The organism is Bradyrhizobium sp. SZCCHNS30572 (assembly GCF_032484415.1).
In the GTDB taxonomy this organism is placed as follows: Bacteria; Pseudomonadota; Alphaproteobacteria; order Rhizobiales; family Xanthobacteraceae; genus Bradyrhizobium.
Window position 1 is genome coordinate 115,984 of the sequence record NZ_JAUESY010000012.1, and the last position, 20,738, is coordinate 136,721.

At 64.3% G+C, this 20,738-nt stretch carries 24 protein-coding genes; 10 read left to right on the forward strand and 14 right to left on the reverse strand.

What is annotated here, in order from left to right; all coding sequences use genetic code 11:
* Positions 1–278 precede the first annotated feature (278 nt).
* Complete coding sequence (locus QX048_RS31325; protein ID WP_315713004.1) at positions 279–896, reverse strand: helix-turn-helix transcriptional regulator; 618 nt, start codon at positions 894–896, stop codon at positions 279–281.
* A 150-nt stretch (positions 897–1,046) separates the two neighbouring features.
* Here QX048_RS31325 and QX048_RS31330 point away from each other — a divergent pair, with 150 nt between their 5' ends.
* Positions 1,047–1,577: a GcrA family cell cycle regulator gene (locus QX048_RS31330; RefSeq protein WP_315825144.1), complete on the forward strand. Its 531-nt coding sequence runs from the start codon at positions 1,047–1,049 to the stop codon at positions 1,575–1,577.
* Positions 1,578–1,629: 52 nt separating this feature from the next.
* On the forward strand, positions 1,630–2,229 hold the full coding sequence (locus tag QX048_RS31335; RefSeq protein WP_315825143.1) for a DUF6456 domain-containing protein: 600 nt from the start codon (positions 1,630–1,632) through the stop codon (positions 2,227–2,229).
* A gap of 68 nt (positions 2,230–2,297) precedes the next feature.
* Here the strand turns inward: QX048_RS31335 and QX048_RS31340 are convergent, their stop codons facing one another.
* Entirely contained in the window at positions 2,298–2,654 is a 357-nt protein-coding gene (locus QX048_RS31340) for a hypothetical protein (protein WP_315825142.1), read from the reverse strand.
* A gap of 249 nt (positions 2,655–2,903) precedes the next feature.
* Here QX048_RS31340 and QX048_RS31345 point away from each other — a divergent pair, with 249 nt between their 5' ends.
* Entirely contained in the window at positions 2,904–3,317 is a 414-nt protein-coding gene (locus QX048_RS31345; protein WP_315753476.1) for a hypothetical protein, read from the forward strand.
* Positions 3,318–3,362: 45 nt separating this feature from the next.
* Here QX048_RS31345 and bamA read toward each other — a convergent pair whose 3' ends face one another.
* Entirely contained in the window at positions 3,363–5,684 is a 2,322-nt protein-coding gene (gene bamA / locus QX048_RS31350) for an outer membrane protein assembly factor BamA (RefSeq protein WP_315825141.1), read from the reverse strand.
* Between the two features lie 231 nt (positions 5,685–5,915).
* Between bamA and QX048_RS31355 the strand changes: the two genes are divergently transcribed.
* Entirely contained in the window at positions 5,916–6,971 is a 1,056-nt protein-coding gene (locus QX048_RS31355) for a hypothetical protein (protein ID WP_315825140.1), read from the forward strand.
* A gap of 223 nt (positions 6,972–7,194) precedes the next feature.
* On the opposite strand, the gene QX048_RS31360 is transcribed toward QX048_RS31355, so the two are convergent.
* Both QX048_RS31360 and QX048_RS31365 read right to left on the reverse strand, forming a co-directional pair.
* A complete protein-coding gene (locus QX048_RS31360; RefSeq protein ID WP_315825139.1) occupies positions 7,195–7,428 on the reverse strand; it encodes a DUF6894 family protein in 234 nt (77 codons plus the stop codon).
* Positions 7,429–7,652: 224 nt separating this feature from the next.
* Positions 7,653–7,883 (reverse strand): hypothetical protein, encoded by a 231-nt coding sequence (locus QX048_RS31365; RefSeq protein WP_315712990.1) that lies wholly within the window; start codon positions 7,881–7,883, stop codon positions 7,653–7,655.
* Here QX048_RS31365 and QX048_RS31370 point away from each other — a divergent pair.
* Complete coding sequence (locus QX048_RS31370) at positions 7,864–8,052, forward strand: hypothetical protein (RefSeq protein WP_315753481.1); 189 nt, start codon at positions 7,864–7,866, stop codon at positions 8,050–8,052. The two genes, QX048_RS31365 and QX048_RS31370, sit on opposite strands and share 20 nt — an antisense overlap.
* A 2-nt stretch (positions 8,053–8,054) precedes the next feature.
* Here the strand turns inward: QX048_RS31370 and QX048_RS31375 are convergent, their stop codons facing one another.
* The 4 genes from QX048_RS31375 to QX048_RS31390 all read right to left on the reverse strand — a co-directional run bounded on the left by QX048_RS31375 (position 8,055) and on the right by QX048_RS31390 (position 11,159).
* Positions 8,055–8,381, reverse strand: a complete 327-nt coding sequence (locus tag QX048_RS31375) for a cupin domain-containing protein (protein ID WP_315825138.1) — start codon at positions 8,379–8,381, stop codon at positions 8,055–8,057.
* Positions 8,378–9,040: a YqcI/YcgG family protein gene (locus QX048_RS31380; protein WP_409977957.1), complete on the reverse strand. Its 663-nt coding sequence runs from the start codon at positions 9,038–9,040 to the stop codon at positions 8,378–8,380. The genes QX048_RS31375 and QX048_RS31380 overlap by 4 nt, the downstream gene beginning before the upstream one ends.
* A 116-nt stretch (positions 9,041–9,156) precedes the next feature.
* Positions 9,157–10,449 carry an MFS transporter gene (locus QX048_RS31385; RefSeq protein ID WP_316200831.1) on the reverse strand — a complete coding sequence of 431 codons (1,293 nt, stop codon included), beginning with the start codon at positions 10,447–10,449 and terminating at the stop codon, positions 9,157–9,159.
* Positions 10,449–11,159, reverse strand: coding sequence for a hypothetical protein (locus tag QX048_RS31390; RefSeq protein WP_315825136.1), 711 nt, complete (start codon positions 11,157–11,159; stop codon positions 10,449–10,451). The genes QX048_RS31385 and QX048_RS31390 overlap by 1 nt, the downstream gene beginning before the upstream one ends.
* 65 nt (positions 11,160–11,224) lie before the next feature.
* On the opposite strand from QX048_RS31390, the gene QX048_RS31395 reads away from it, so the two are divergent.
* The 3 genes from QX048_RS31395 (at position 11,225) to QX048_RS31405 (ending at position 13,186) form a co-directional block, all read left to right on the forward strand.
* The gene (locus QX048_RS31395) at positions 11,225–12,244 is read left to right on the forward strand and encodes a GlxA family transcriptional regulator (protein WP_315753489.1); all 1,020 of its coding nucleotides are present in this window, start codon (positions 11,225–11,227) and stop codon (positions 12,242–12,244) included.
* Positions 12,245–12,441: 197 nt separating this feature from the next.
* A complete protein-coding gene (locus tag QX048_RS31400; RefSeq protein ID WP_315712976.1) occupies positions 12,442–12,732 on the forward strand; it encodes a hypothetical protein in 291 nt (96 codons plus the stop codon).
* Positions 12,733–12,832: 100 nt separating this feature from the next.
* Complete coding sequence (locus tag QX048_RS31405; protein ID WP_315713636.1) at positions 12,833–13,186, forward strand: phasin; 354 nt, start codon at positions 12,833–12,835, stop codon at positions 13,184–13,186.
* A 108-nt stretch (positions 13,187–13,294) separates the two neighbouring features.
* On the opposite strand, the gene QX048_RS31410 is transcribed toward QX048_RS31405, so the two are convergent.
* Positions 13,295–13,609 carry a c-type cytochrome gene (locus QX048_RS31410; RefSeq protein WP_315712974.1) on the reverse strand — a complete coding sequence of 105 codons (315 nt, stop codon included), beginning with the start codon at positions 13,607–13,609 and terminating at the stop codon, positions 13,295–13,297.
* 150 nt (positions 13,610–13,759) lie between these two features.
* Positions 13,760–13,912 (reverse strand): hypothetical protein, encoded by a 153-nt coding sequence (locus tag QX048_RS31415; protein ID WP_315712972.1) that lies wholly within the window; start codon positions 13,910–13,912, stop codon positions 13,760–13,762.
* Between the two features lie 865 nt (positions 13,913–14,777).
* On the opposite strand from QX048_RS31415, the gene QX048_RS31420 reads away from it, so the two are divergent.
* Positions 14,778–15,968: an OpgC domain-containing protein gene (locus tag QX048_RS31420; protein WP_409998681.1), complete on the forward strand. Its 1,191-nt coding sequence runs from the start codon at positions 14,778–14,780 to the stop codon at positions 15,966–15,968.
* 10 nt (positions 15,969–15,978) lie between these two features.
* On the opposite strand, the gene QX048_RS31425 is transcribed toward QX048_RS31420, so the two are convergent.
* Positions 15,979–16,239, reverse strand: coding sequence for a hypothetical protein (locus QX048_RS31425; RefSeq protein WP_315712969.1), 261 nt, complete (start codon positions 16,237–16,239; stop codon positions 15,979–15,981).
* Between the two features lie 194 nt (positions 16,240–16,433).
* Here QX048_RS31425 and rocF point away from each other — a divergent pair, with 194 nt between their 5' ends.
* Positions 16,434–17,408, forward strand: a complete 975-nt coding sequence (rocF, locus tag QX048_RS31430; protein ID WP_315825134.1) for an arginase — start codon at positions 16,434–16,436, stop codon at positions 17,406–17,408.
* Positions 17,409–17,463: 55 nt separating this feature from the next.
* On the opposite strand, the gene QX048_RS31435 is transcribed toward rocF, so the two are convergent.
* Together QX048_RS31435 and QX048_RS31440 are read right to left on the reverse strand one after the other, a co-directional pair.
* Positions 17,464–19,095 carry an NAD-dependent malic enzyme gene (locus tag QX048_RS31435; RefSeq protein ID WP_315825460.1) on the reverse strand — a complete coding sequence of 544 codons (1,632 nt, stop codon included), beginning with the start codon at positions 19,093–19,095 and terminating at the stop codon, positions 17,464–17,466.
* Between the two features lie 196 nt (positions 19,096–19,291).
* On the reverse strand, positions 19,292–20,596 hold the full coding sequence (locus QX048_RS31440) for a divalent metal cation transporter (RefSeq protein ID WP_315753495.1): 1,305 nt from the start codon (positions 20,594–20,596) through the stop codon (positions 19,292–19,294).
* Positions 20,597–20,738 lie beyond the last annotated feature (142 nt).

Consider the following 20,738-nt stretch of genomic DNA (forward strand, 5'->3'; position numbering starts at 1 on the left):
TTCCGGCTGGACCTGTGGTACCTGCCGCCTGCGTTTTTTGAGCAGGCGGGCCACGGGCCTCAGTCGAGGTCCGGCCTTCCCTGCACCCTCTCGTTTGAAGAGGGTGAGACCACTGTATCACTCGGACGCCTGGGCGCCGCGAGGCTAAGGACGCACATCCCCATATGTCGCTCAGAATTGTTGATCACGACGGCGCCACAGGCGCGGGGCCTACCCTCCCTTGGAGGCGGGATGCAGGGAGAACGCCGCGGCGTTCCCCCTGCATCCGGCGTCGAGTCTTACTTGTTCGCCGCGCGGGCGCGCGACTTGGCGGCCGCCTTGGCGCGGATCCGCGAGATCTGGCCGCGTGGCAGGGTGACGAAGATCTCGCCGATCCAGTCCAGCTTGACCCCCACGATCGGCTTGGCGTTGAAGCTCTTCAGATTGACCACGGACGGCGATTTGCCGCGTTCAATCGTCTTCAGGTAGCGCTCGCCGGACTTGAGGCGTACCACCGCCTCCTCGCCGTAGAAGCTCGACAGCGGGTGCCGCTGCTCGCGGTAGACCACGATCACGTCGCCATTCTCGTATTTCGGCAGCATCGAATCGCCCGTGACCTCGAAGGCGATGGTCTCCTCGGAGATCGGGAAGGGCAGGGCGACCTCGCCGAGGCCCTCGACGGGCACCTGCTCGTAATCCGGCTCGATCACCGAGCCGGCGCCGACCCGCCCCATGATGGGGACGGAATTGAGCTCCAGATATTCCGTGATGAGCGGAATCTCGGCCGCCTTGATCAGGCGCTGGCCGCCGAGGATCTCGGAGACCGCGCCCGGCCGCACGCCCATGGCGCGGGCCAACCCTCCTTTCGTCTTTCCCGGCTTCTCGAGTGCACGCTCGATCATGGCAACGTCCAACATGGCTTTGACCTCTTTTGCGAATCTCGGAAGGGATTATATGTTTCGAATAATCAGAACTCAAGCTTGACTTTTTCTTCGGAATATCGGAAGATTTGGCCGTCGGGTGAGCCGGCGGATCCGGCGGCCCCGACCCAGAAGGAAGAGGCGAGAATGCAATCCACAGATTGGCCAGACCAGCATTCCAAGATGCTGTGCGAGCTTCATGCCCAGGGGCGGTCCTATGCCGAGATCGCGCGCGCCCTCAATGCGCAGTTCGGAACCGCCTATACGCGGAACGCGACGCTTGGCCGCGGCAAGCGGATCGGGCTGGCCGCGCCGGGCGGGCCGAAAGCCGCGCGATCCGCGCCCCGGTCGATGTCCGCGGCGCCCCGAACCGGACGGCGAGGCGCCGACGCGGCGGTGCGGCCGATGCCGTCCCCGGCGAAGCCCGCCGCGGCCGTCAAGCTGCGTTGCGTCGGCATCAGCCCGCGCCTGCTGTCCCTGGACCAGCTCGAGCGCAACGATTGCCGCTACCCCTATGGCGGTGACCGGGACGACGATCCCATCACCTTTTGTGGTCATCCGCGCCAGCCCGGCTCCTGCTACTGCACGCCGCACTACCATCTCACGCGGCTTCCGCCCGAGGAGGCCGCCGTGCGCTCCGCCGGCCCTTTGATCCTGCGGCTGGTTGCCGCCGCGTAGAGCGCGGCAAACCCGACCCGAACCGACCCCATCCATTTTCCGGAGACGAGACATGGTGCGCCCCAGACGCAGCAAGCCCCATCGCATGTCCAAGACCCACGACCGGAGAGCTCACGACCTGCCGCGAAATGCAGACGTGATTCCCGTGGAGATCGACGATCCGCTGGCGCTCGAGCCCGGCGATAAGATCGTCGCGTTGCGATCGGTCCGCAGCGACCCGCTCGGCCGGCTGCACGCGCACAAGCAGCTGGATGACGCCCAATACCGGGCCGGACGGGCGTTCCAGAACGATTGGGAGCGGGCCGAGCGAGGCCCGCAGGCGGTCGATCCCTCGCGCGAGCACGTCGACGGCGCCCGCGGGCGTGAGCCGGTCACCGAAGGCCAGAGGCAGGCGGTGCTGCGGCTCAACCGCGCCGAGCGCGAGCTCGGCGCCGACGGCGCGGCGATCACCCATGACGTCCTGGTGCACGGCCTGACCATGGAGCAGGTCGGACACAAGCGGGGGCTCGCCAGCCAGCGCTGGAATGATTATTTTGCCCGGCGCTTCAAGGAGTGCCTGGACCGGCTGGCCGTGGTCTACGGGTTGTCCACCGACAGGGTCTCCAGGAAATGCGATGGGGCCGTGCGATCGGGCCATCGGGGCGAGAGCTAACGGCCGGTACGACCGGCACTCGTTCCGTCGTCGACGGGTACGAGCGCCGGTCGGACAATCGTTTTCCCTCAGGGATGCGGCGTCACGACATAAGTGGTGCTGTAGGGCTCGACGCGCAGCGAGGCATGCGACAGCAGACCGATCTTGGCCGAAGGTGCCATCTGCAGCTCGCCGTTCGGGCCGCGATGAACGTTGTACTGCCAGGCTGAGAGGTCGCCTTTCTGCGCCAGTGCGCGCGCAACGGCGCTGGCATCGCTGCCGCCGATCGTCGCCAGCTCGTCGCTATTGAGACCGATGACGATCTCGTCCTTGACGGTCACCACCTTGAACAGCGAGGTCGCGCTGTCACCGGCGCTCGCCATCGAAGCGGTGAGCGCCAGCGTGGCGACGGCGCTGAAGAATGGGCGTGTCAGTCTGGAAGGCATGAGGACTCCTGTTGCCGACGGCATGATGGACGGCGTCGGCGTGCAGCCATTGGTTCCCGACGGGGGGCCGTCGGTTCGAAGAAATCGATGCGGCGGTGGGCTGAACCAGGGGGCGTGACGTCGCGTCTAAGCACGATTGCGGGATGCGTACGTGCCGCCGGACGGCCGGGTTGGTCCTGAGTTGACACAGGTCAAGCTGCACGCCCGGGCATGTCGTATTTGGGAACGAGTGAAGTGAAGGGTGATGCCATGTTCAGCGGGAAATATCGATCTCCTTCGGCCGGTGGAAAAATCGCGATTGCGGCCGTCGCGGCCATCGCCGCGGTGGCGAGCGCGCCGGCGCCAGCCCATGCGGGGGCGGCGGGTCCGGCCAACAAGTCGGCGGTCGCGACGGCGACATCCGGCGATTTGACCGATCTCAGCGCTCGTCGGCGCTATCGCCGCGTCTACAGGGGCAATCCGGCCGCCGGCTTGGCCATCATGGGTGCAATGATCGGCACCATCGGCGCAATCGCCGCGCAGCACGACGACTATTATTACTATGGACCCGGCTATTATCCCGGACCCGTCTATTACGGGCCGCCGCGGGTGTACTACGCACCGCGGCCATATTATGTTCGTCCGTATTACGGCCCGCCCGGTTACTACTACAGTCCGTACTGACCGTACTGACGTGACGCGGCGCTCCGTCCATGTTGCGGTGTCGGCTCAGAAGCCGCCGGCGCTGAAACGGAGCGGCTGCACGACGTCGTACGCCGCCTTGCTGATCGGGACCGCATAGTCGACCGTGAGCGGTCCGAACGGCGATGCCCAGGTCATGCCGACGCCGACCGAGGAGCGCAGCACGTTCCTGTTCGCCACTTGGACATTCTGGGTCGGGCCGCGATAGCCGAACACGGTTCCGGCGTCGACGAAGGCCGATGCACGCAGGCCGTATTCCTGCGGCAATCCGGGAATGTTGCCCTGCAGCTCCGCCGTGGTCGCCCAAAACAGGCTGCCGCCGACATTGTCCATCGTCGATCCCGGCGTCAGATCGCGCGGTCCGAAGCCGCCCGGCGCGAAGCCGCGCACCATGGTGGGACCGCCGAAGAAGCTGTTGAGCAGCGGCGCCTGCTGGCCGCCCCATCCGGTGATATAGCCGCCTTGCGCGCGCACCATGCCGGTCAGGTCGCTGTTGATCGACCGATAATAGCGGACGTCGCCCGTGGTCCGTAAGAAGCGAACGTCGCCGCCGAGACCGGCGAGATCCTGCGTCAACTGCGAACGAATGCCGCTGGTCGGCACCTTGTTGTTGTCGAGCGAACTGTAGGTGACGGTATTGCCGAGCGAGGACACCGTCTGCCGTCCGGCTGCGACCGCCTGGCGAACCGGCAGGGACACCGCCGCCGGCGAGATTCCCGGCGCGAGCACCACCCTTTGGTCGTAGAGCGAATAGCGCCACAGCATGGCAGTCTGCTCGCTGACCGGCATGCCCAGGGTGAGGGCACCGCCATAGGTGTTGCTGCCGAACGATTGGAATGTGCTGACCATGCTCTGTCGCGCGAACAGCTCCATGCCGGGTGTCGTTCGGCCGAGGGCGTAGGGCGAGGTGAAGGACAGGCTGGCGCCTCGCGCGAACTGCCCGTAGGTGAAAGTGGCCTGCGCAGTGTTGCCGGTGCCGAGTACGTTGCGGTCACCGATCTTCACCTCGGCGAGCAATCCGTCCGTGGACGAATAGCCGCCGGAGACGTTGAAGTCCCCGGTCGCCTGATCGACTGCCTCGACATCCAGCACCACGCGATCCCTGGCCGAGCCCGGCCGCGTCGAGATCTTGACGGTCTTGAAGTAGTTGAGGTTGCGCAGGCGACGTTCGGCGCGGTCGATCAGCGTCCGGTTGTAGGCGTCGCCCTCGCTGACGTCGAACTCGCGTCGAATCACGTCGTCATGCGTGCGCGTGTTGCCGTGGATCTCGATGCGCTCGACATAGCTGCGCCGTCCCTGCTCGATCTGGAAGGTGACGTCGGCCTGCCGATCCTGCGCATGCCGATCGATCCTGGGCTCGACCTGCGCAAACGGAAAGCCGAGCTTGCCAAGTTCGGCCGCCAGGACGTCCGAGGTCTTGTCGATCTTGCTCTGGTCGAAGGTGTCGCCCTGCTGCGTCAGCAACAATGTGCGCAGGCGGTCGCAGGCCAGCCCCTGCACGTTGCAGGAGACGTCGACTGCGGCGAATTTATAGAGTCCGCCTTCCTCGATCGCAAAGGTGAGGTTGTAGCCGCCATTTGCCGCGTCATAGTCGACGCTCACGTTCGTGACCTCGGCATCGGCGTAGCCGTGGTCACGGTAATATCGCCGCAGCAGCTCGCGGTCCTCGTTGACGCGATCTGCGTCGTAGACGTTGCCGCCGGTCACGAAGCTCAGCACGTTGGTGGCCGAGGTCTTGATCACCGCGTGCAATTGTCGGGCGCCATAGGCGCGGTTGCCCGTGAAGTTGATCGCCCTGACCGGCGTCTTCCTGCCTTCGGTGATGGTGAAGACGAGATCGACGCGGTCGTTGCCGCGATCGATGATCTCCGGGACGACGCGGACGTCGTCGCGTCCCGCACGATGATACGCCTGGATGATGCGGGCGACGTCGCCCTGGACAGTTGCGCGTTGCAGGCCGGCTCGCGGCTTTGATAGCACCGCGCCCGTAAGCTCCGCATCCTTCACCTTCTTGTTACCTTCGAAGGCGACGCGATCGAGCACTTTTGCTTCCGAGACGCGGACCACGGTCCGTCCGTCGGCGCGGCTGATCTTCACGTCGTCGAACAGTCCGCTTGCAACCAGCGCCTTCAAGCCGGCGTCGAGCGCGGCGGCGTCGTAGCGCCCGTTGGCGTCAGCGCGAAAATAGGATCGCACGGTGTCGGCATCGACGCGCCGATTGCCCTGTACTGCAAGGGCTTCGCCCGCCACCGCCGGCGGCGCGGACGTCAGCACCGACAGCGTCGCAACGATCAATGCGACGTGTCGCGATCTGCTGTCTCCGCGGTGACGGCTGTTTTGGGTCAACATGCGCGCATCTGCCTGCTCGTCATGCCGGGATGCAAAAGCCGGTGGGCGGCCAAATCATGTCGAGGCCGTGGAGACTCGGGGGCCTGCGATCACGCCTGCGAAGGGTGGCCAGCAGGGAACTGGGCGCGGCCGCAGAATCGACGCAGAGTCGATTCAAACGACGTGCAGCATCGTCCTCATCCGTACGCGCCAGCAGATGCTGATGCGGCGAACGTTTGTCGGGAGCAGACCATGCGCGCGATCGCCTTGGCCCTCATCGCTTGCACTTTCGTTCAATCAGCCCTTGCTGCTGCGGTCGTCCCAGAGATCGACCCACGCGCGTCGCTCGGTGTCGTCCAGAATTGGATCTACAACTATCGCACCAAACCCGACTACGCCCATGTGCCGGCGGCGGTCCGGGTGCTGTTTCATTCGCAGACGTTCAAGGAGCCGGAGAACGCGGGCATCTATCTCGGCTTCATCGCGGGGGCGATCGGCTCCAATCCCGCCAAGGCCGAACAACTCGTCAACAGCTTCTTTCCCGTGCCTCCCGAGGAGGAGTGGGTGGTCGTGCGTGCCATCGCTTATTCGGGTCTGCCGGATTGGCGCAATCTCATGCGCAGGGTCGCGCCGAAGATGCCGGGCCGCCGCGTGATGATCGACGGCTATCTGAGCGGCGCACAGCCGACCTTGATGGACATCCCCTTGGAGGAAACGAAGCCTGGCGTGATGGACAAGCTGCGTGGCGCATTGACGCAGAATCCGTTCAAGAAGGAGGAGCGCAAGCTCGACACGCGGCTCAGCTACGCGACCCACCAGGATCTGCTCGACATCCTCTGGGGTTATTACTTCGCAACCGGCTCGCGCGTACCGATCCAGCGCATCGTGCAGATGCTGCCGTGGTCGAAGAGCCGCGACACGGTCGACAAGCTGACGATCGGCAGCATGGCGCGCTATACGCTTGCCAGCTATTCGGTGCGCGATGCCAGCCTGCGCGACTATCTCCGGGAGGAGCTGGCGCGGCAGTCGGGACCGGTCAAGGAGCCGCTCAGGGAGGTGGTTGAGGCCGCCGATACGGTGCAGCTCGGCGCCGTCCGCAAGGATGCCGTCGCCGCCGTCGAGGAGCTGAAGACCAGGGGCTCTGACGCCCGGCGCAACATGGATTTCTGGGGACAGCTCGGCGTCGGCGCCCTTGCGCTCGGTTGTGTCTCGGCCGCCGCGCTGGGGCAGGTCGCCGTCGGCATCCCTTGCGTGATCGGCGGCTCGGCCTCCCAGGGCCTGCTCTCGTTCTGGGAGAAGCAGCAATAGGCCCTCGGTGGCGCAGCGGCGGCGTTCGTTGGCGGCCGAGGGAAGGGGAGAGCCGGTGGAGTGGACCGGCGGGGCGTCTAGCCCTCAAGGTGCTCTTGCTGCGGAAGCGGCCCGATCGCGTGCCCGATATGCACACTCAAGAGTTGTTCGGCTTTTCGTTTCCTCTACGAAAAGTAGAAAAAGCAGTCAGCGCGCAGTCACTGCCGGCACGCCTATGAAGAAATCAGGACAGGCTGGCTTTCACTGCAGCCGGATAAACCGGCTCGCGGTGAACCTCCGCGCCAGATTCGTCGACGACGACGATGGACAGCCTGCGGTCGGTGATGCGCGGGTCGCGCCGGAGGCGCCGGGCCAAATCCCGGCTGTGCTCGATCGCCCCTGCACTCGTCGCAAATTCCAGGCCGGTCCGGTCTCTGGTCGGAATGCCATCCTTCATATCGAAATAATAAGTGCGCATGGTCTTCCTGCAGCCGCTGTGTCGCGGGAGTGGGCACGGATCCCGAGCGAGATCCGCAACCCATTCTTCCCCCCAAGCAAACTATAGAAGACCTCTAATGTGGAGGACAAGCTTACCGCTGCCGTAATCCCCCCGCCTCGTTCGGTAAACGACCGTTTCCACTGGTATCGTCAGCCGGAAACTGCCAGAAGGCTCAAATTGTGACGCCGAAATCAACCAACCGGTCAGTTCGGCTTGCTGCAAGAGTTGTTCGCTGGCATACTTTCAACCTCGTCGGGTTCCGCACGGTCGATTTCCAGGCGGGCCATCCTGAGGATCAGGGTCGCAGTCGTCAGACCGAGACTTTCAGCCTCGATTGCTGCAGTATCTACCTTGCGTGCAAGGCCTTCACGTTTGCTAAGGACTGGCATTACTGTTTCCTGCCAAAGGTGCGAGATGAAGAATTCAACATTCATCGCGGAGCTGCACACGAAGCTCGGAGCCCCATCGAGCGAAGCCTTGGAAAGCCTTCGTCTGCTGAAGGCATTCCTGAAGCTGGCTCCGGGCCAGCGCATCGAGGTGATCGAGATGGTTGAGCGGTTGACCGCGGAGTCCCTTTCGGAGACCGATCGCCCTCTGTCCTGAGCTCATCCCTCCCGATTGCATGCAATGGTTGCGGGGGGTCGCGTCGCAATCGCATAGATTGCATCATCCAGCGCTTCCGATTCGTGCAGCGTCCCGGCCGGCAGCAGAATCTTGTCGCCAGCCGTGCAGATGCGCTCGCCACCTTCCCAACGAAACGTGAGTCGTCCCTGGATCACGACGAGGATTTCGTCGACGGGGTGGGTATGGAAGGCGTGAACCTTGCCGGCCGCATCGTGCTGCAGCTCGATGCAGCCCTGCGTCGGCAACAGCGCTAGGATGTCGGGATCGATCGCGAAGCTGGTCTTCGTTCCAGCGATGATCTGGGTCATGCGGCCTGCTCCTTGTCTGCAATGGACGATGGCTTGGTCTGCGCCAGCTTGTGGAAGGGACAGGCCGGCGGCGGCTGGTTGTCGTCGTAGAGGAAGTACTGTTTGAACTCCCGGCCCTCCGGATTGCCGTAGCGTCCGAGCTGGGGCGAAGGCGCCGTCGTGTCGAACGGGACCAGCCGTTTGCGCACCTCGCCGAAGGCCTTGGCGGCCGCCTCCTCCGTGCCGAGCATCCGTTCGAACACCCAGCGCGGCTGGAAGGTCAGCATGAATGCGCTCGAGCGGCGGCTTTGCCGCATCACATGCGCGGGCGTGCTGCAGACGACGAAGATCGGCTCACCGGCAAACGAAAACTCCCACATCGGATGATCGACGGTCTCGGGAATTTCGGCGGGCCACGGCTGGCTGTCGACGCGCGCCAGCTGATCGAGGATGTGCCAGAACTTCTTGTAGTAAGAGTTGATGGTCTGGACCGGGCGCGGGCGCGTGAACAGCACCAGCGAGGTGTTGGGTCCGTGCGAGCGGCTCTCCGAGACGAACAAGGCGAGCTGCTGGCCGAGCACGTCGATGTCGATGGGGTCGAGAAACAGATAACGAAGCTGATCGTGACGATAGCCCGCGACGCCGAATACGCACGGAAAGGGTCTTGCTTCGCTGCTCATCTGAGCCTCGAATTCCGAAAACAGGACACTTTGCCAGGTGCCGGCCTGATGGCCGGATCGGGCTTCGTCCCTTCTCAAATACAAACGCGACATACTGACCCTCTCTGTTCTTATGCTTAAGTACGAAGTATCAATTTGCGCCTCATCATCAGCGGCCCAAGGAGTCCAGGAAGCGACATCAGAACGAGAATTTCGATCAGGGCTGCGTAGCCGGAATCGCTGGCGGCACTGCGCAGGCTTGATCCGATGTCGGGGTTGAGGCCGCTCGCACTCGCCATGGCAAAGGCGATCACCGGCTGAGCCAGTCCGGCAAAAATGCCGGCGGCCGTCGTATTGATCGATGCGCCGACGCCGATGCGCTCCGCCGTGTAGAGATGCTTGGTGCTTTTCAGGATCAGCGGCACGGTGCCCCCGGCCACCAGACCGAGCACGGCGAACACCGCGCCGACATAGAAGAAGCCGAAGCTGTGCGCCAGTGCCGGCAACAGCATCACGACGAGCAGCATGCGCAGCAAGGTGATGGAGATCAGAGCTGCATTGAGCGACTGCATCCGGTCCGCGGCATGGCCGAGAAAGATCGATCCGATGGCGTTGCCGACCATGAAAGCGAGCAGGGGACCGCCGGCCGCCGAAGGCGAGATGCCGAAATAATGCGCGACCATCGGGATGCCCCATACCCCGGCGAGCGTGGTCACGACCGCGAAATGGGCAGCGAAGCTCATGGCGCAGCCCCAGGTCGCGGCCGATCCGAGCGCATGCCAGCTTGTGACCAGGACGCTCTTCAACGTCCGGCTGGTGTAGTTCGCCGGTGCCGATTTCAAGGTCGCGAACGCGCAGGCAAAGTTCGCGACGCCGACGCAGGCGATGAAGAGAAAGCAGGCGCGCCAGCCGAAGCCGCTGACCGCAGCGGCGAGCGGGGTCGTGGCGAGGACGCCGCCGACATAGCCCGACACCTGGGAGATGCCGGACATCAAGCCGAAACGCTGGTCGGAAAAGCTCTGCGCGACGAGCTTCAGCAGCGCCGTGAACACCAGCGCGTCGCCGCAGGCCACGACCACGCGCGCGACGAAGACGTCGAGCAGGGTGGGCGACAGGGCGAAGGCGGCACTGCCGAGCACCGACGCCGTCATGCTGCACAGCACGACGCGCTTCACACCGTAGCGGTCGACCAGAACGCCCGCGGGGATCTGCATCAAGGTGTAGCCCCAGAAGTAGCTGGAGGCGAGCATCGCGACGCCGGAGGCGTCGGTGCCGAAGTCGCGCATGAAGTCGAGGCCCACGGTCTGCGGCGACATCCGCTGCAGGAAGGCGACGGCGTAGGCGAGCGCGACCGTACCCCACGCAACATAGGCGCGATCGAGGAACCGGAGCGGAGAGGATGCGACCGCTTGTTGTCCGAGCGCCGCCATCACACCCTCGCATAGCCGACGGAGAACAGGGCGTCGGCGGAATCCGGGATGATCCGCGACATCGCGGTCTCGACCAGCGAGGCCCTGCCGTGATAGTCTTGCCTGATGTGCTGGATGTGTCCGTAGGCGCCGCGCATGATCATGCGGGGCACCTCGAGCGGCTTGCCCGGATAGATCGTCGCGCACATCTCGACGCAGGCGGCCTGCAACTCGGCATCCGCCGTCTCATCGAGCAGCGACGGCGCGACTCTCTCGCAGATCTTGGCGTTGGCAGCCCACACGATCGGGTTGCGCGTACGCCATCCGTAAAGAATTTCTTCGCCGGGTGTGGCCGAGCCGTGATGCTTGAGGATCTGCGACGTAAAGAACCCATACAGGCCACGACCCTGATGTGCGGGTAATACTTCGGTCCCACTGCGATAAATGGCCGGCCGCTGCGCGATGGTCATCACGCGATAGACTGAGAACGCGACCAGTCCGACGTGATCGTAGACCAGAACGAGGCCGTATTTGCCGGTGAATGGCGACGAGGCCGCGGTCCAATGCGGTTCGATTGCTTTCCAGTTAATGGCAATGATCGAATTCATTGCATCCATGATCGGCTGCCGATCAGGCAGCTCGATCTCCGACGCGTCGGAAAAGCTGTAGACGGTGTAGTCGTCCCAGGGCGAGGCGATGGTCCTGTATCGACCGTCCAAATTGCGCGACATCGCGTGAACTCCACCACTGCAAGGTCGAGCTATACAGGCGGTCCTCCGATGGCTTAAAGGACAATATGCCCTCGAATTCTGCCAACTCTCCCCGGCGTGCTGCGGTGCGTCGAGATAGTGCCGAAAGGCGGCTCGCCATCTTTGCCTTTCCCGGAGTGACGTTGCTCGACGTTTCCGGCCCGGCGCAGGTGTTCGCCGAACTCAGCGAGATCGAGCTGCCAGGGCCGGGCTATGCGCTGAGCTACGTGTCCAAGGAGGGCGGACTGGTGCCGACCGATGTCGGCCTGATGATCGACACTGCGCCACTCTCGTCCCTGAAGCCTGAGGAGGTCGATACGCTGCTGATCCCGGGGGGGCCCGGCATCTGGAAGCTGCGGCAGGACGAGATGGTGATGCAGTGGATCGGCCAGGTGCTCCCCGGTGCCCGGCGCATCGCATCCGTCTGCCTGGGCGCCTTTGCGCTGGCCTGGGTCGGCGCGCTGGAGGGCAGGCGGGCCGCGACACATTGGCGCTACTGCCCCCGTCTGCAGGACAGTTTTCCGAACGTGAAGGTCGAGCCCGACGCGATCTTTGTGCAGGATGGCCGGGTCTGGTCATCCGCAGGCGTGAGCGCCGGCATCGATCTCGCGCTGGCGATGATCGAGGAGGATTTCGGCCATACGATCGCGCTCGACGTGGCGCGCCGGCTCGTCGTCTTTCTGAAACGTCCTGGTGGCCAGAGTCAGTTTTCGACCGTCCTGGCGGCGCAGGCGTCCGACGTCGAGGGTCGGTTCAGTGCGCTGCATGCCTGGATCATCGAGAACATCGCCAGCGACTTGCGGGTCGAGGCGCTGGCCGCGCGAGCCGGCATGACGCCGCGCACCTTTGCGCGCACCTATGTCAGCCGCACCGGCATGACCCCGGCACAGGGAGTCGAGGCGCTCAGGGTCGAGACGGCGCGCCTCCTACTCGAAAGCCGCCAGATCGAAAACGTGGTCGAAATCGCCAAACGGGCGGGCTTTGGCGACGACGAGCGCATGCGGCGGGCGTTCCTGCGGCATCTCGGTGTGTCGCCGTCGGAGTATCGGCGCCGCTTCTCGGGCTGAGCGGCGCTTGCCGCAACCGGGGCTGACAAGACTCGCCGGACTCGGCGTCCTTTCCTTTGCTTTCGGGTCAATCCCGCCGCTCGCTTTGAGGCCGGTGCGGCCATGCCTTATGCGAGCGCTCAAAGCCTTCCGTAAAAGGCCACGTGTATAATGCTGAAAATTTGATGCAGATCCGCCTCCGCCGAGGGGAAAGGCCAATGACCAACATCGTTCCCTTTCGCACGAGGACACTCTCTCCTGAGGCCGCCTTTGCGAGCGCTGAGCAGAAGGCGGTGGTTGTGGTGGCCGGTGCTGGCCTCATGGACACCGTGCGAGTCGGTGCATTCAGCGTCAGGGAGGATGCGAGAAAAACTGTCCTCCTCCTCGATCTTGCCCTGCAGCATGCGCGAGAGCTCTCGGGCCTGTTGCGGACGAGCGCGCGCGACGGATCTATGATCGTCACCTCGCTTCGATCGAATACGCTTTGCAGATTGCGCGTCAACGTATAGCCGCATTCTGACAGCCGCTGGCGGCTTTCCTCCGCATCCATTTGTACGGCGACGCAGGGAGTCGGATGTGGTAGTTGGATCTGTCGTGGAGGAAGCAACGATGACCCAAACCAAACTGGAAGTGCCCGCTGAACTGCGGGACCTGGCCGAAAAGACCATCTCGCAGGCTGAAAAAGCATTCGAGATGTTCTTCGACGCAGCCGGCAAGTCGATCGGCACAGTTCCCGGGCCTGCCGCCGACATGTCCAAGCAGGCGCTCACTCTTACCGAGCAGAACATCAAGACGGCCTTCGAGCACGCTCGAAAGCTCGTTCACGCCACCGAGCTCGAGGAGGCGATGCGGATCCAGTCCGAGTTCCTGCGCAGCCAGTTCACCAACGCCGGTGAACACATGAAGACGATCACGGCGAGCATCATGTCGGCCGCGAGCAAGGCGACCGAGCCCAAGAGCTGAAGCGCGAGCCTCGCCGTCGCAGGAGCGACGGTCTGCATGGACGGAACTCGGCGGCAGTGCTGCCGCCGAATGGATGCGAGCGGACGAGACGGGCGAAAGAGCCCAGCCCTATTTTCGCAGGCTGCCGATATAGGCGGCGATGTCGGCTGCCTCCAGCCGGTTGAGCGGGAAGCTTGGCATCTTCGGATGCGGGTCGAGCAGGAAAAACGCGACCTTCTCCGGCGTGAAATCCGTTCTCTGAGCAATCTGGGCGAAGGAGGGAACGTCCGCGCTGGCCTGCTTCTGCGTCCCCTCGATGAGGTGGCACGAGGCGCACCAGCGACGGGCCAGATCTCCGCCGTGATCCGGATCGGCGGCCCAGGCCGGTGTCGATGCCGCAGCCGCGATCGCGATCGCCATAACTCTCATCACCGAGGCGTGCATCAAGGAACTCCTGATCTTTGTCTGTTGGGTGGTGGCATACCTCGCCGGAGTGACGGCGGGTGGCTCACGAAGGAATGTTTCGCCCCGGAGAGGAGCGATCTTGGCGGCTCCGTCTCGCAGGCACGCGCGGCACGTCGATGAATCTCGACGTCAATTACAGCATGATTTGGGAAAGTGGGACAGGTCGATCCGGCTGACGATTGCCTTCAGGAGCGCGGTCGCGCGGCGCAGCCAAGACATATCGGCCGGGCGAGACACGTCGGTCGAGGCGGTGATCGTCAACTCTTCCGCAACGTAGGACATGTCGAGCCCTCCCTGTCGCTCAGCATCTTTCCGCTCAGCCTGTTGACGAGATGCGTACCGCCACATGCTGGGCATGCGGCCGCCTCATAGGCATCGAACTGGTCGGCAAGAACCGGTGCGGCCAAGTCGATCTGAACGTTCGATCCCGTCTGGGAGCAGCGAAAAACGAGAGTTTCCATCATCTAAACATGACAAATGCCGGCATCGATGCCTTGATCTGTCTCAACAGACGATGAGGCGACCGGCGCGTGCCGGACTGCCGGAGGACAGAATGTCAGGTCAGGCTATGCGATGCGGCCTTCGCCCTGCCGATCCGTTCGGCAACGTTTACCGTGGACACGGAACCCGTCTGGGCCGCACGGAGGGCCGCATCGATCTTCGACTTCACGCGCCGCGCTGCGAGCGCAGCGAGTCTGGTCTGGGTGCGTCCGGTCTTGATCTGATCGCCAAACTCGTACCGCCATTCCCAAATGTCCGGTTCAGCAGTCGCCACGACGGTATATTGAACACCTCGGTGGATCACGGAACCCCCCCTGTCAACACTTCCACTCAAAGTCAATGTCTAACCAATCTACAATCAATCCGGGCAAATACGGGACTGGAACAATTGCCAGCTCCGCGGTGGTTAGAGGGTTAACACCACCATGCCGACAATGTTCCGCAGGTGCCCGGCTTCCGTGCACACTTTTCCGGTGCGGATATCGGCCGTGCACAATCGGCGGAAATCGCGGGGCAGCCTGAAGACGCAGACGGGGGCTGCGTTCAAGGGCCCGAAATCTGCCAGAAGGGCGGACGACGCGTGTGGCGGATTCGAGTTCCGATCGATGGCCGGCAGGAGATATCAAGGCACGACATGCCGGAGTCGATGTTAGTCCGCCATCCCGAGACGAGGTCCATCTTGCTTGCCGATGATCAAGAACTGGCGAAGACAGATAGCGTGGCAGCCGGTAACGGCAACGGAGGTCGTGACCTCCGGGTCGACGCGTTCCGGGGGCTCGCCCTTTGGTTCATCTTCATCGATCATGTTCCGGACAATTCGCTGGCGTGGCTGACGCTGCGCAACTACGGCTTCAGCGACACCTCCGAGGTGTTCGTCTTCGTCTCCGGCTACACCTGCATGCTCGCCTATGGCGGAGCGCTGCCGAAGCAGGGCTGGGCGACCACGGTGGTGCGGGCGCTGCGGCGCGCCTGGGAGATCTATGCGGCGTTCCTGGTGCTGCTGCTCGCCTATGCGGCGCTGGTCTGGGTGATCGGCGGCGGCACGCGCTTCGTCGACGAGACCAACACCGGCTTCTTCTTTCGCGAGCCCGGGCCCACGCTGGTGCATGTGGCGCTGCTGCAATTCGCGCCCGTCAACACCGACATCCTGCTGACGTTCGCAATCCTGCACATCTGCTTTCCCGTCATCCTGTGGCTGATGATCACCAGCGCGACGTTGACGCTGGTGCTTTCATTCCTGCTCTACATGATGGTTCAGCTGTTCAGCTGGCAGGTGCCGGCGTGGCCGAGCGGCGAACTTTATTTCAATCCGTTCGCCTGGCAGTTCCTGTTCGTGATCGGCGCCTGGTACGGCTGTGCCGGCACCACGCGCCTGCGTCCGCTCCTCGACTCGCGAGCGCTGTTGATCGTGGCGATCACCTATCTCGCGTTCAGCCTGTTGATGGCGCTCAGCTGGGAGTTCAAGAGTCTCGAGAACCTGATCCCGTCGGCCATCAACGGCCTGATCTATCCGATCTACAAGAGCCACCTGGCGCCGGTGCGGCTCTTGCACTTCCTGGCGCTTGCCTTCGTGGTGTCGCGGCTGGCGCCGCGGGACTGGAAGGGGCCGATTCGTCCGCTGATGACGGCCATGATCAGGTGCGGCGAGAACTCGCTCCCGATCTATTGCCAGGGTGTGCTGCTGGCCTTCCTCGGCCAGGTCATTCTGACCGACGTGGCGAGCGGGTTGGCGATGCAGCTGCTGATCAGTGTCGCCGGGATCGCGATCATGACCATCGCGGCCACGCTGCTGACATGGGAATCACAGCTCGACCGGCGCGGGCCGCGGCTGTTCTGACCACCGCTCCTCAACGCCGGCGTGCGACGGTGACCCCGAGCAGGAAGGCGACGAACAGGCTCGCGAGCGGCGCCTCGCGGGTGATCGCGCTGATGGTCGACAGGGCGGTCCCCGGCCGCCGCGCGGCCCTTGCCGCTTCGCTCAGTCGGTCGACGGCCGCTCCCAGCGTGCCCACCACCTCGCCGAGTGTGTGTGACATGTCCGTCGCGGTGTCGAGCGCGCGTTCGGCAACGCCCGGCTGTGGAGGTGTTTCGAACGTTTCGCTGTTCACTGTCGTTGCCTTCTTGCCGCGGCTCGTCGGATTGGCACCCCCGTGCCGACGCGATTCGGCCGAGGGCGAATGTAATGCTCCTGAAAATGCCGGCTGATGCGATTGGTTCCCATGGACCGAGACGTCGCTGGCGAAGCATGCGGTGCAAAATCGCGCTACGCTGGGCGACCGGCCGTCGATGAAAGGATTCCGTCTTGGCTTCTCCAGACCTTACAGCGCCACATCGCATCGCCGTCCTTGGTGCGCCGATCGATCTCGGCGCGTCGGTCCGCGGTACGCTGATGGGGCCTGCTGCGCTGCGCACCGCAGGTCTCGTCACCGTGCTGGAAAGCCTCGGGCTCGACGTCACCGACTACGGCGATGTCGGCATCGCCGACATCACGGAGCAGGTTGACGAGCCCCCGATGAAGGCCAAGCACTATCGCCAGATCCAGCGCTGGTCGCGGGTGCTGGCGCGTCGCAGTCAAGAGCTGGCGCAGACCGGCGCCATCCCGGTGTTCCTCGGCGGCGACCATTCGCTGTCGATGGGGTCTGTGAACGGGATCGCGCGCCATTGCCGCGAGATCGGGCGGGAGCTGTTCGTGCTCTGGCTCGACGCACATGCCGACTACAACACGCCTGAAACCACCATCACGGCGAACATGCACGGCATGTCCGCCGCGTTCTTGTGCGGCGAGCCGGGTCTCGATGGTCTGCTCGGCGACGAGGCACGCACGTCCATCACCCCAGATCAGTTGGAGCTGTTCGGCATCCGCTCGATCGACAGAGCGGAAAAGGAACTGCTGCGTCTCCGGCGTATCAGCATCGCCGACATGCGCGCCATCGACGAATTCGGCGTCGGCGTGCTGATGCGCCGGATCCTCGACAAGGTTCGTGCGCGGAACGGCGTCCTGCATGTGAGCTTCGATGTCGACTTCCTCGATCCCGAGGTCGCCCCCGGCGTCGGCACGACCGTACCGGGCGGCGCGACCTATCGCGAGGCGCATCTCATCATGGAGATGCTGCACGATTCCGGCCTGGTCCGTTCGGTCGACATCGTCGAGCTCAACCCGTTCCTCGACGAGCGCGGCAAGACCGCGCGCGTCGCCGTCGAACTGGTCGCCAGCCTGTTCGGTCAGCAGATCACGGACCGGCCGACGCCGAGCAATGCGATCGTTCCGGATCAATAGAGCGGATGCCTCCTCACTCGACCTCGGTGAGCCCGAGGCATCCGCGATCTCGGGCTCAGTAGCGGGCGCCGTACATCTTCGACTCGACGAAGCCGAGCAGATCGTTCGGCGCAGGCCCTGTGGCGAGCCCGTTCTGATAGGCAACGCCGGCCACCGCGGCGCCGATATGGGCAGACACCTCGCGGATGCGCGGCAGCGCCGGGTAAAGGCTGCCCTGCTCAAGATCGGCGCCGGTGACGCAGTTCGCCAGGGTATGCGCGGCGGCCATGAACATCTCGTCGGTCACCAGCCGCGCGCCGCTGGCGATGGCACCCAGGCCGACGCCGGGAAAGATGTAGGAGTTGTTGCCCTGGCGCGGCACGAAGGTCTTGCCGTCGAGCTTGACCGGATCGTAGGGGCTGCCGCAGGCGAACAGCGCGCGGCCCTGGGTATAGCGATAGGCCGACTCCGCGGAGCATTCCGCCTTCGAGGTCGGGTTGGAGAGCGCGAAGATGATGGGTCGCTCGTTCAGTTCGGCCATGGCCTGCAGCACTTCTGGCGTGAAGGCGCCGCCGACGGCCGCCACGCCGATGATCGCGGTCGGCTTCAGCGTCCTGATCGCGGTCAGGAAGTCTGCGATCGGCGCCTGGTCGTGCGCATAGCGCAGCTTGTGGCCGTGCAGGTTCTCTCGCCCCTTGATGACGAGGCCGCGCGAGTCCGTCAGCCAGTTGCGCCGCAGCGCCTCTGCTTCGGACAGGCCCTCGGCCATCATGGCGGAGACGACGAGATCCGCGATGCCGGTGGCCGCCTCGCCGGCCCCGAGGAACAGCACCGTCTGGTCGCGGAGCTTGCCGCCGGTGATGCGCAGCGCCGAAAACAGGCCGGCAAGCGCCACCGCCGCCGTGCCCTGGATGTCGTCGTTGAAGACGCAGGCGTCGTCGCGATATTTGTGCAGCAGCTTGAATGCGGCGTGGTTGGCGAAGTCCTCGAACTGGATCAGCACGCCCGGGAAGGCGGCGCGGGCCGCGGTCATGAACTCGTCGACGAACGTGTCGTAGGCTTCGCCCGTAAGGCGCTTCTGGCGCAGCCCAATGTAGTAGGGGTCGGCCAGAAGCTCTTCGTTGTTGGTGCCGACATCGAGCATGACGGGCAGGCACTCTTCCGGATGGATGCCGGCGCAGGCCGAGTACAGCGACAGCTTGCCGACCGGAATGCCCATGCCGTTGGCGCCGAGATCGCCGAGGCCCAGTATGCGCTCGCCGTCGGTGACGACGATGAGCTTGGCGCGATACGGCCAGTTGGCGAGGATCTCCGCGATCCGGCCGCGGTCGTTGGCCGAGATGAACAGGCCGCGCGGACGCTGGAAGATCAGGCCGAATTTCTGGCAGGCGAGGCCGACGGTCGGCGTGTAGATCAGCGGCTGGATCTCGTCGATGTTGTCGCAGACCACCCGGAAGAACAGCGCTTCGTTGCGGTCATGCAGTGCGTTCAGTGCCACGTACTTCTCGAGGTCGCTGGACAGGCTGCGAAGATTGACCAGGATCCGCTCGGCCTGGGCCTGCATCGACATGACCCCGGCGGGCAGGAAGCCGCGCAGGCCGAGCGCATCGCGCTCCTGCTCGGTAAAGCCGGTGCCCTTGTTGAGCAGCGGATCGCGCAGCAGCGCGAGTCCGCGCGGAGAATAGGGGGGTAGCGTCGATGCGCTCATGCGTTGCGGCTGGGTCAAGGCAGTCTCCGAGGTCCTTTGTTCGAGCACCGCCATACCGGAGCGCGCCCGACGTTGATCGGCATCAATCGCGGCGGGATGGCGGGAACGGGACTGTTAACACAGTTTACGTTCCGCATTGCACCAATGACGTTGTGCAACTGCGTTGCAGCCCACGCAGAGGGAAATGCGATGGCCGCTAGGCGCGGCCCGTGACGAATGACCAAAGCAGCGCCAGCACGGCGATGGCCATGATACCTGTCCCCATCCACCCCAGGGCGATCAGCCAGGTCCGTCCGCGGAAGCGGCCCATCAGTCTGGCATTGGACACGATCACCATCATCATCGCCATGATCGGCACGGCGGCGATGCCGTTGAGCACGGCGCTCCACACCAGCATGTGGATCGGGTCGATGCCGGTGAAGCCGAGCCCGAAGCCGATGATCGTGGCGGCAGCGATGATGCTGTAGAAGCCGACCGCCTCGTCTGGCTTGGCCTCCAGGGTCGCGTGCCAGCCGAAGATCTCGGCGACGGCGTATGCCGCCGAGCCCGCCAGCACCGGGATCGCCAGCATACCGGTCCCGATGATGCCGAGCGCGAACAACAGGAAGGTGAAGTCGCCCGCGAGCGGGCGCAGGGCTTCGGCGGCCTGCGTCGCCGAGTCGATCCTGGTGATGCCATGCGCGTGCAGCACCGTGGCGGTCGTCACGATGATGAAGAACGCGATCGCGTTCGAGAAGATCATGCCGATCGTGGTGTCGATCCTGATCCGTCGGAGGTCGGGGTGGTCCTTCTTCGACAGCTCGCGCAAGGGACGGTCGACCTTGCCCTGGTTCATCTCCTCGACCTCCTGCGAGGCCTGCCAGAAGAACAGGTAGGGGCTGATGGTGGTGCCGAGCACAGCCACCACCGTCAGCAGATAGTTGGCCTCCGTCGAGAAGCTGGGCCAAACCGCCGCGAGCAGCGCCGTGCTCCAGGGCACTTTGACCATCAAGGCGGTCGCGACGTAGGCGAACAGGCTGAGGGTCAGCACCTTGATGAAGGGTGCGTAGCGGCGGTAGGGCAGGAATACTTGGAGCAGCGTCGAGCCGGCGGCGAAGATCAGCGCGTGCTCATGATTGAGACCGCCGATCACCAGCGACAGCGACTCCGCCATCGCCGCAATGTCGGCTGCGATGTTGAAGGTGTTGGCGCCGACCAGGAGCGCGACGAGGCCGAAGACGATGCCGCGTGGCGCAAGCGCGGTGATGTTGGCCGCCAGCCCTTTGCCGGTGACACGGCCAATGCGCGCGCTCACCAGCTGGATCGCGATCATGAAAGGCGCTGTCAGAAAGACCGTCCACAACAGCCCGTAGCCGAACTGCGCGCCGGCCTGGGAGTACGTCGCTATTCCCGACGGATCGTCGTCGGCGGCACCGGTCACGAGACCTGGACCCAACAGCCGGAATACGCTCCAGAGCGACCGTTTCGGCTTGTTCGGTTCAGATGCAATGGTCGTGGCCATGGCAGCGCTCCCCCGGCGGTGTATGTCTCTCGAAGTCGCACGACCCCTTTTTGTTCCCGGCTCCGGAACCGGAGGAGATTACCAGCGTTCCAGATCACGTCGGATTTCGACCAGGGGGAGCGCGTGCCGGACCAGCGACAAA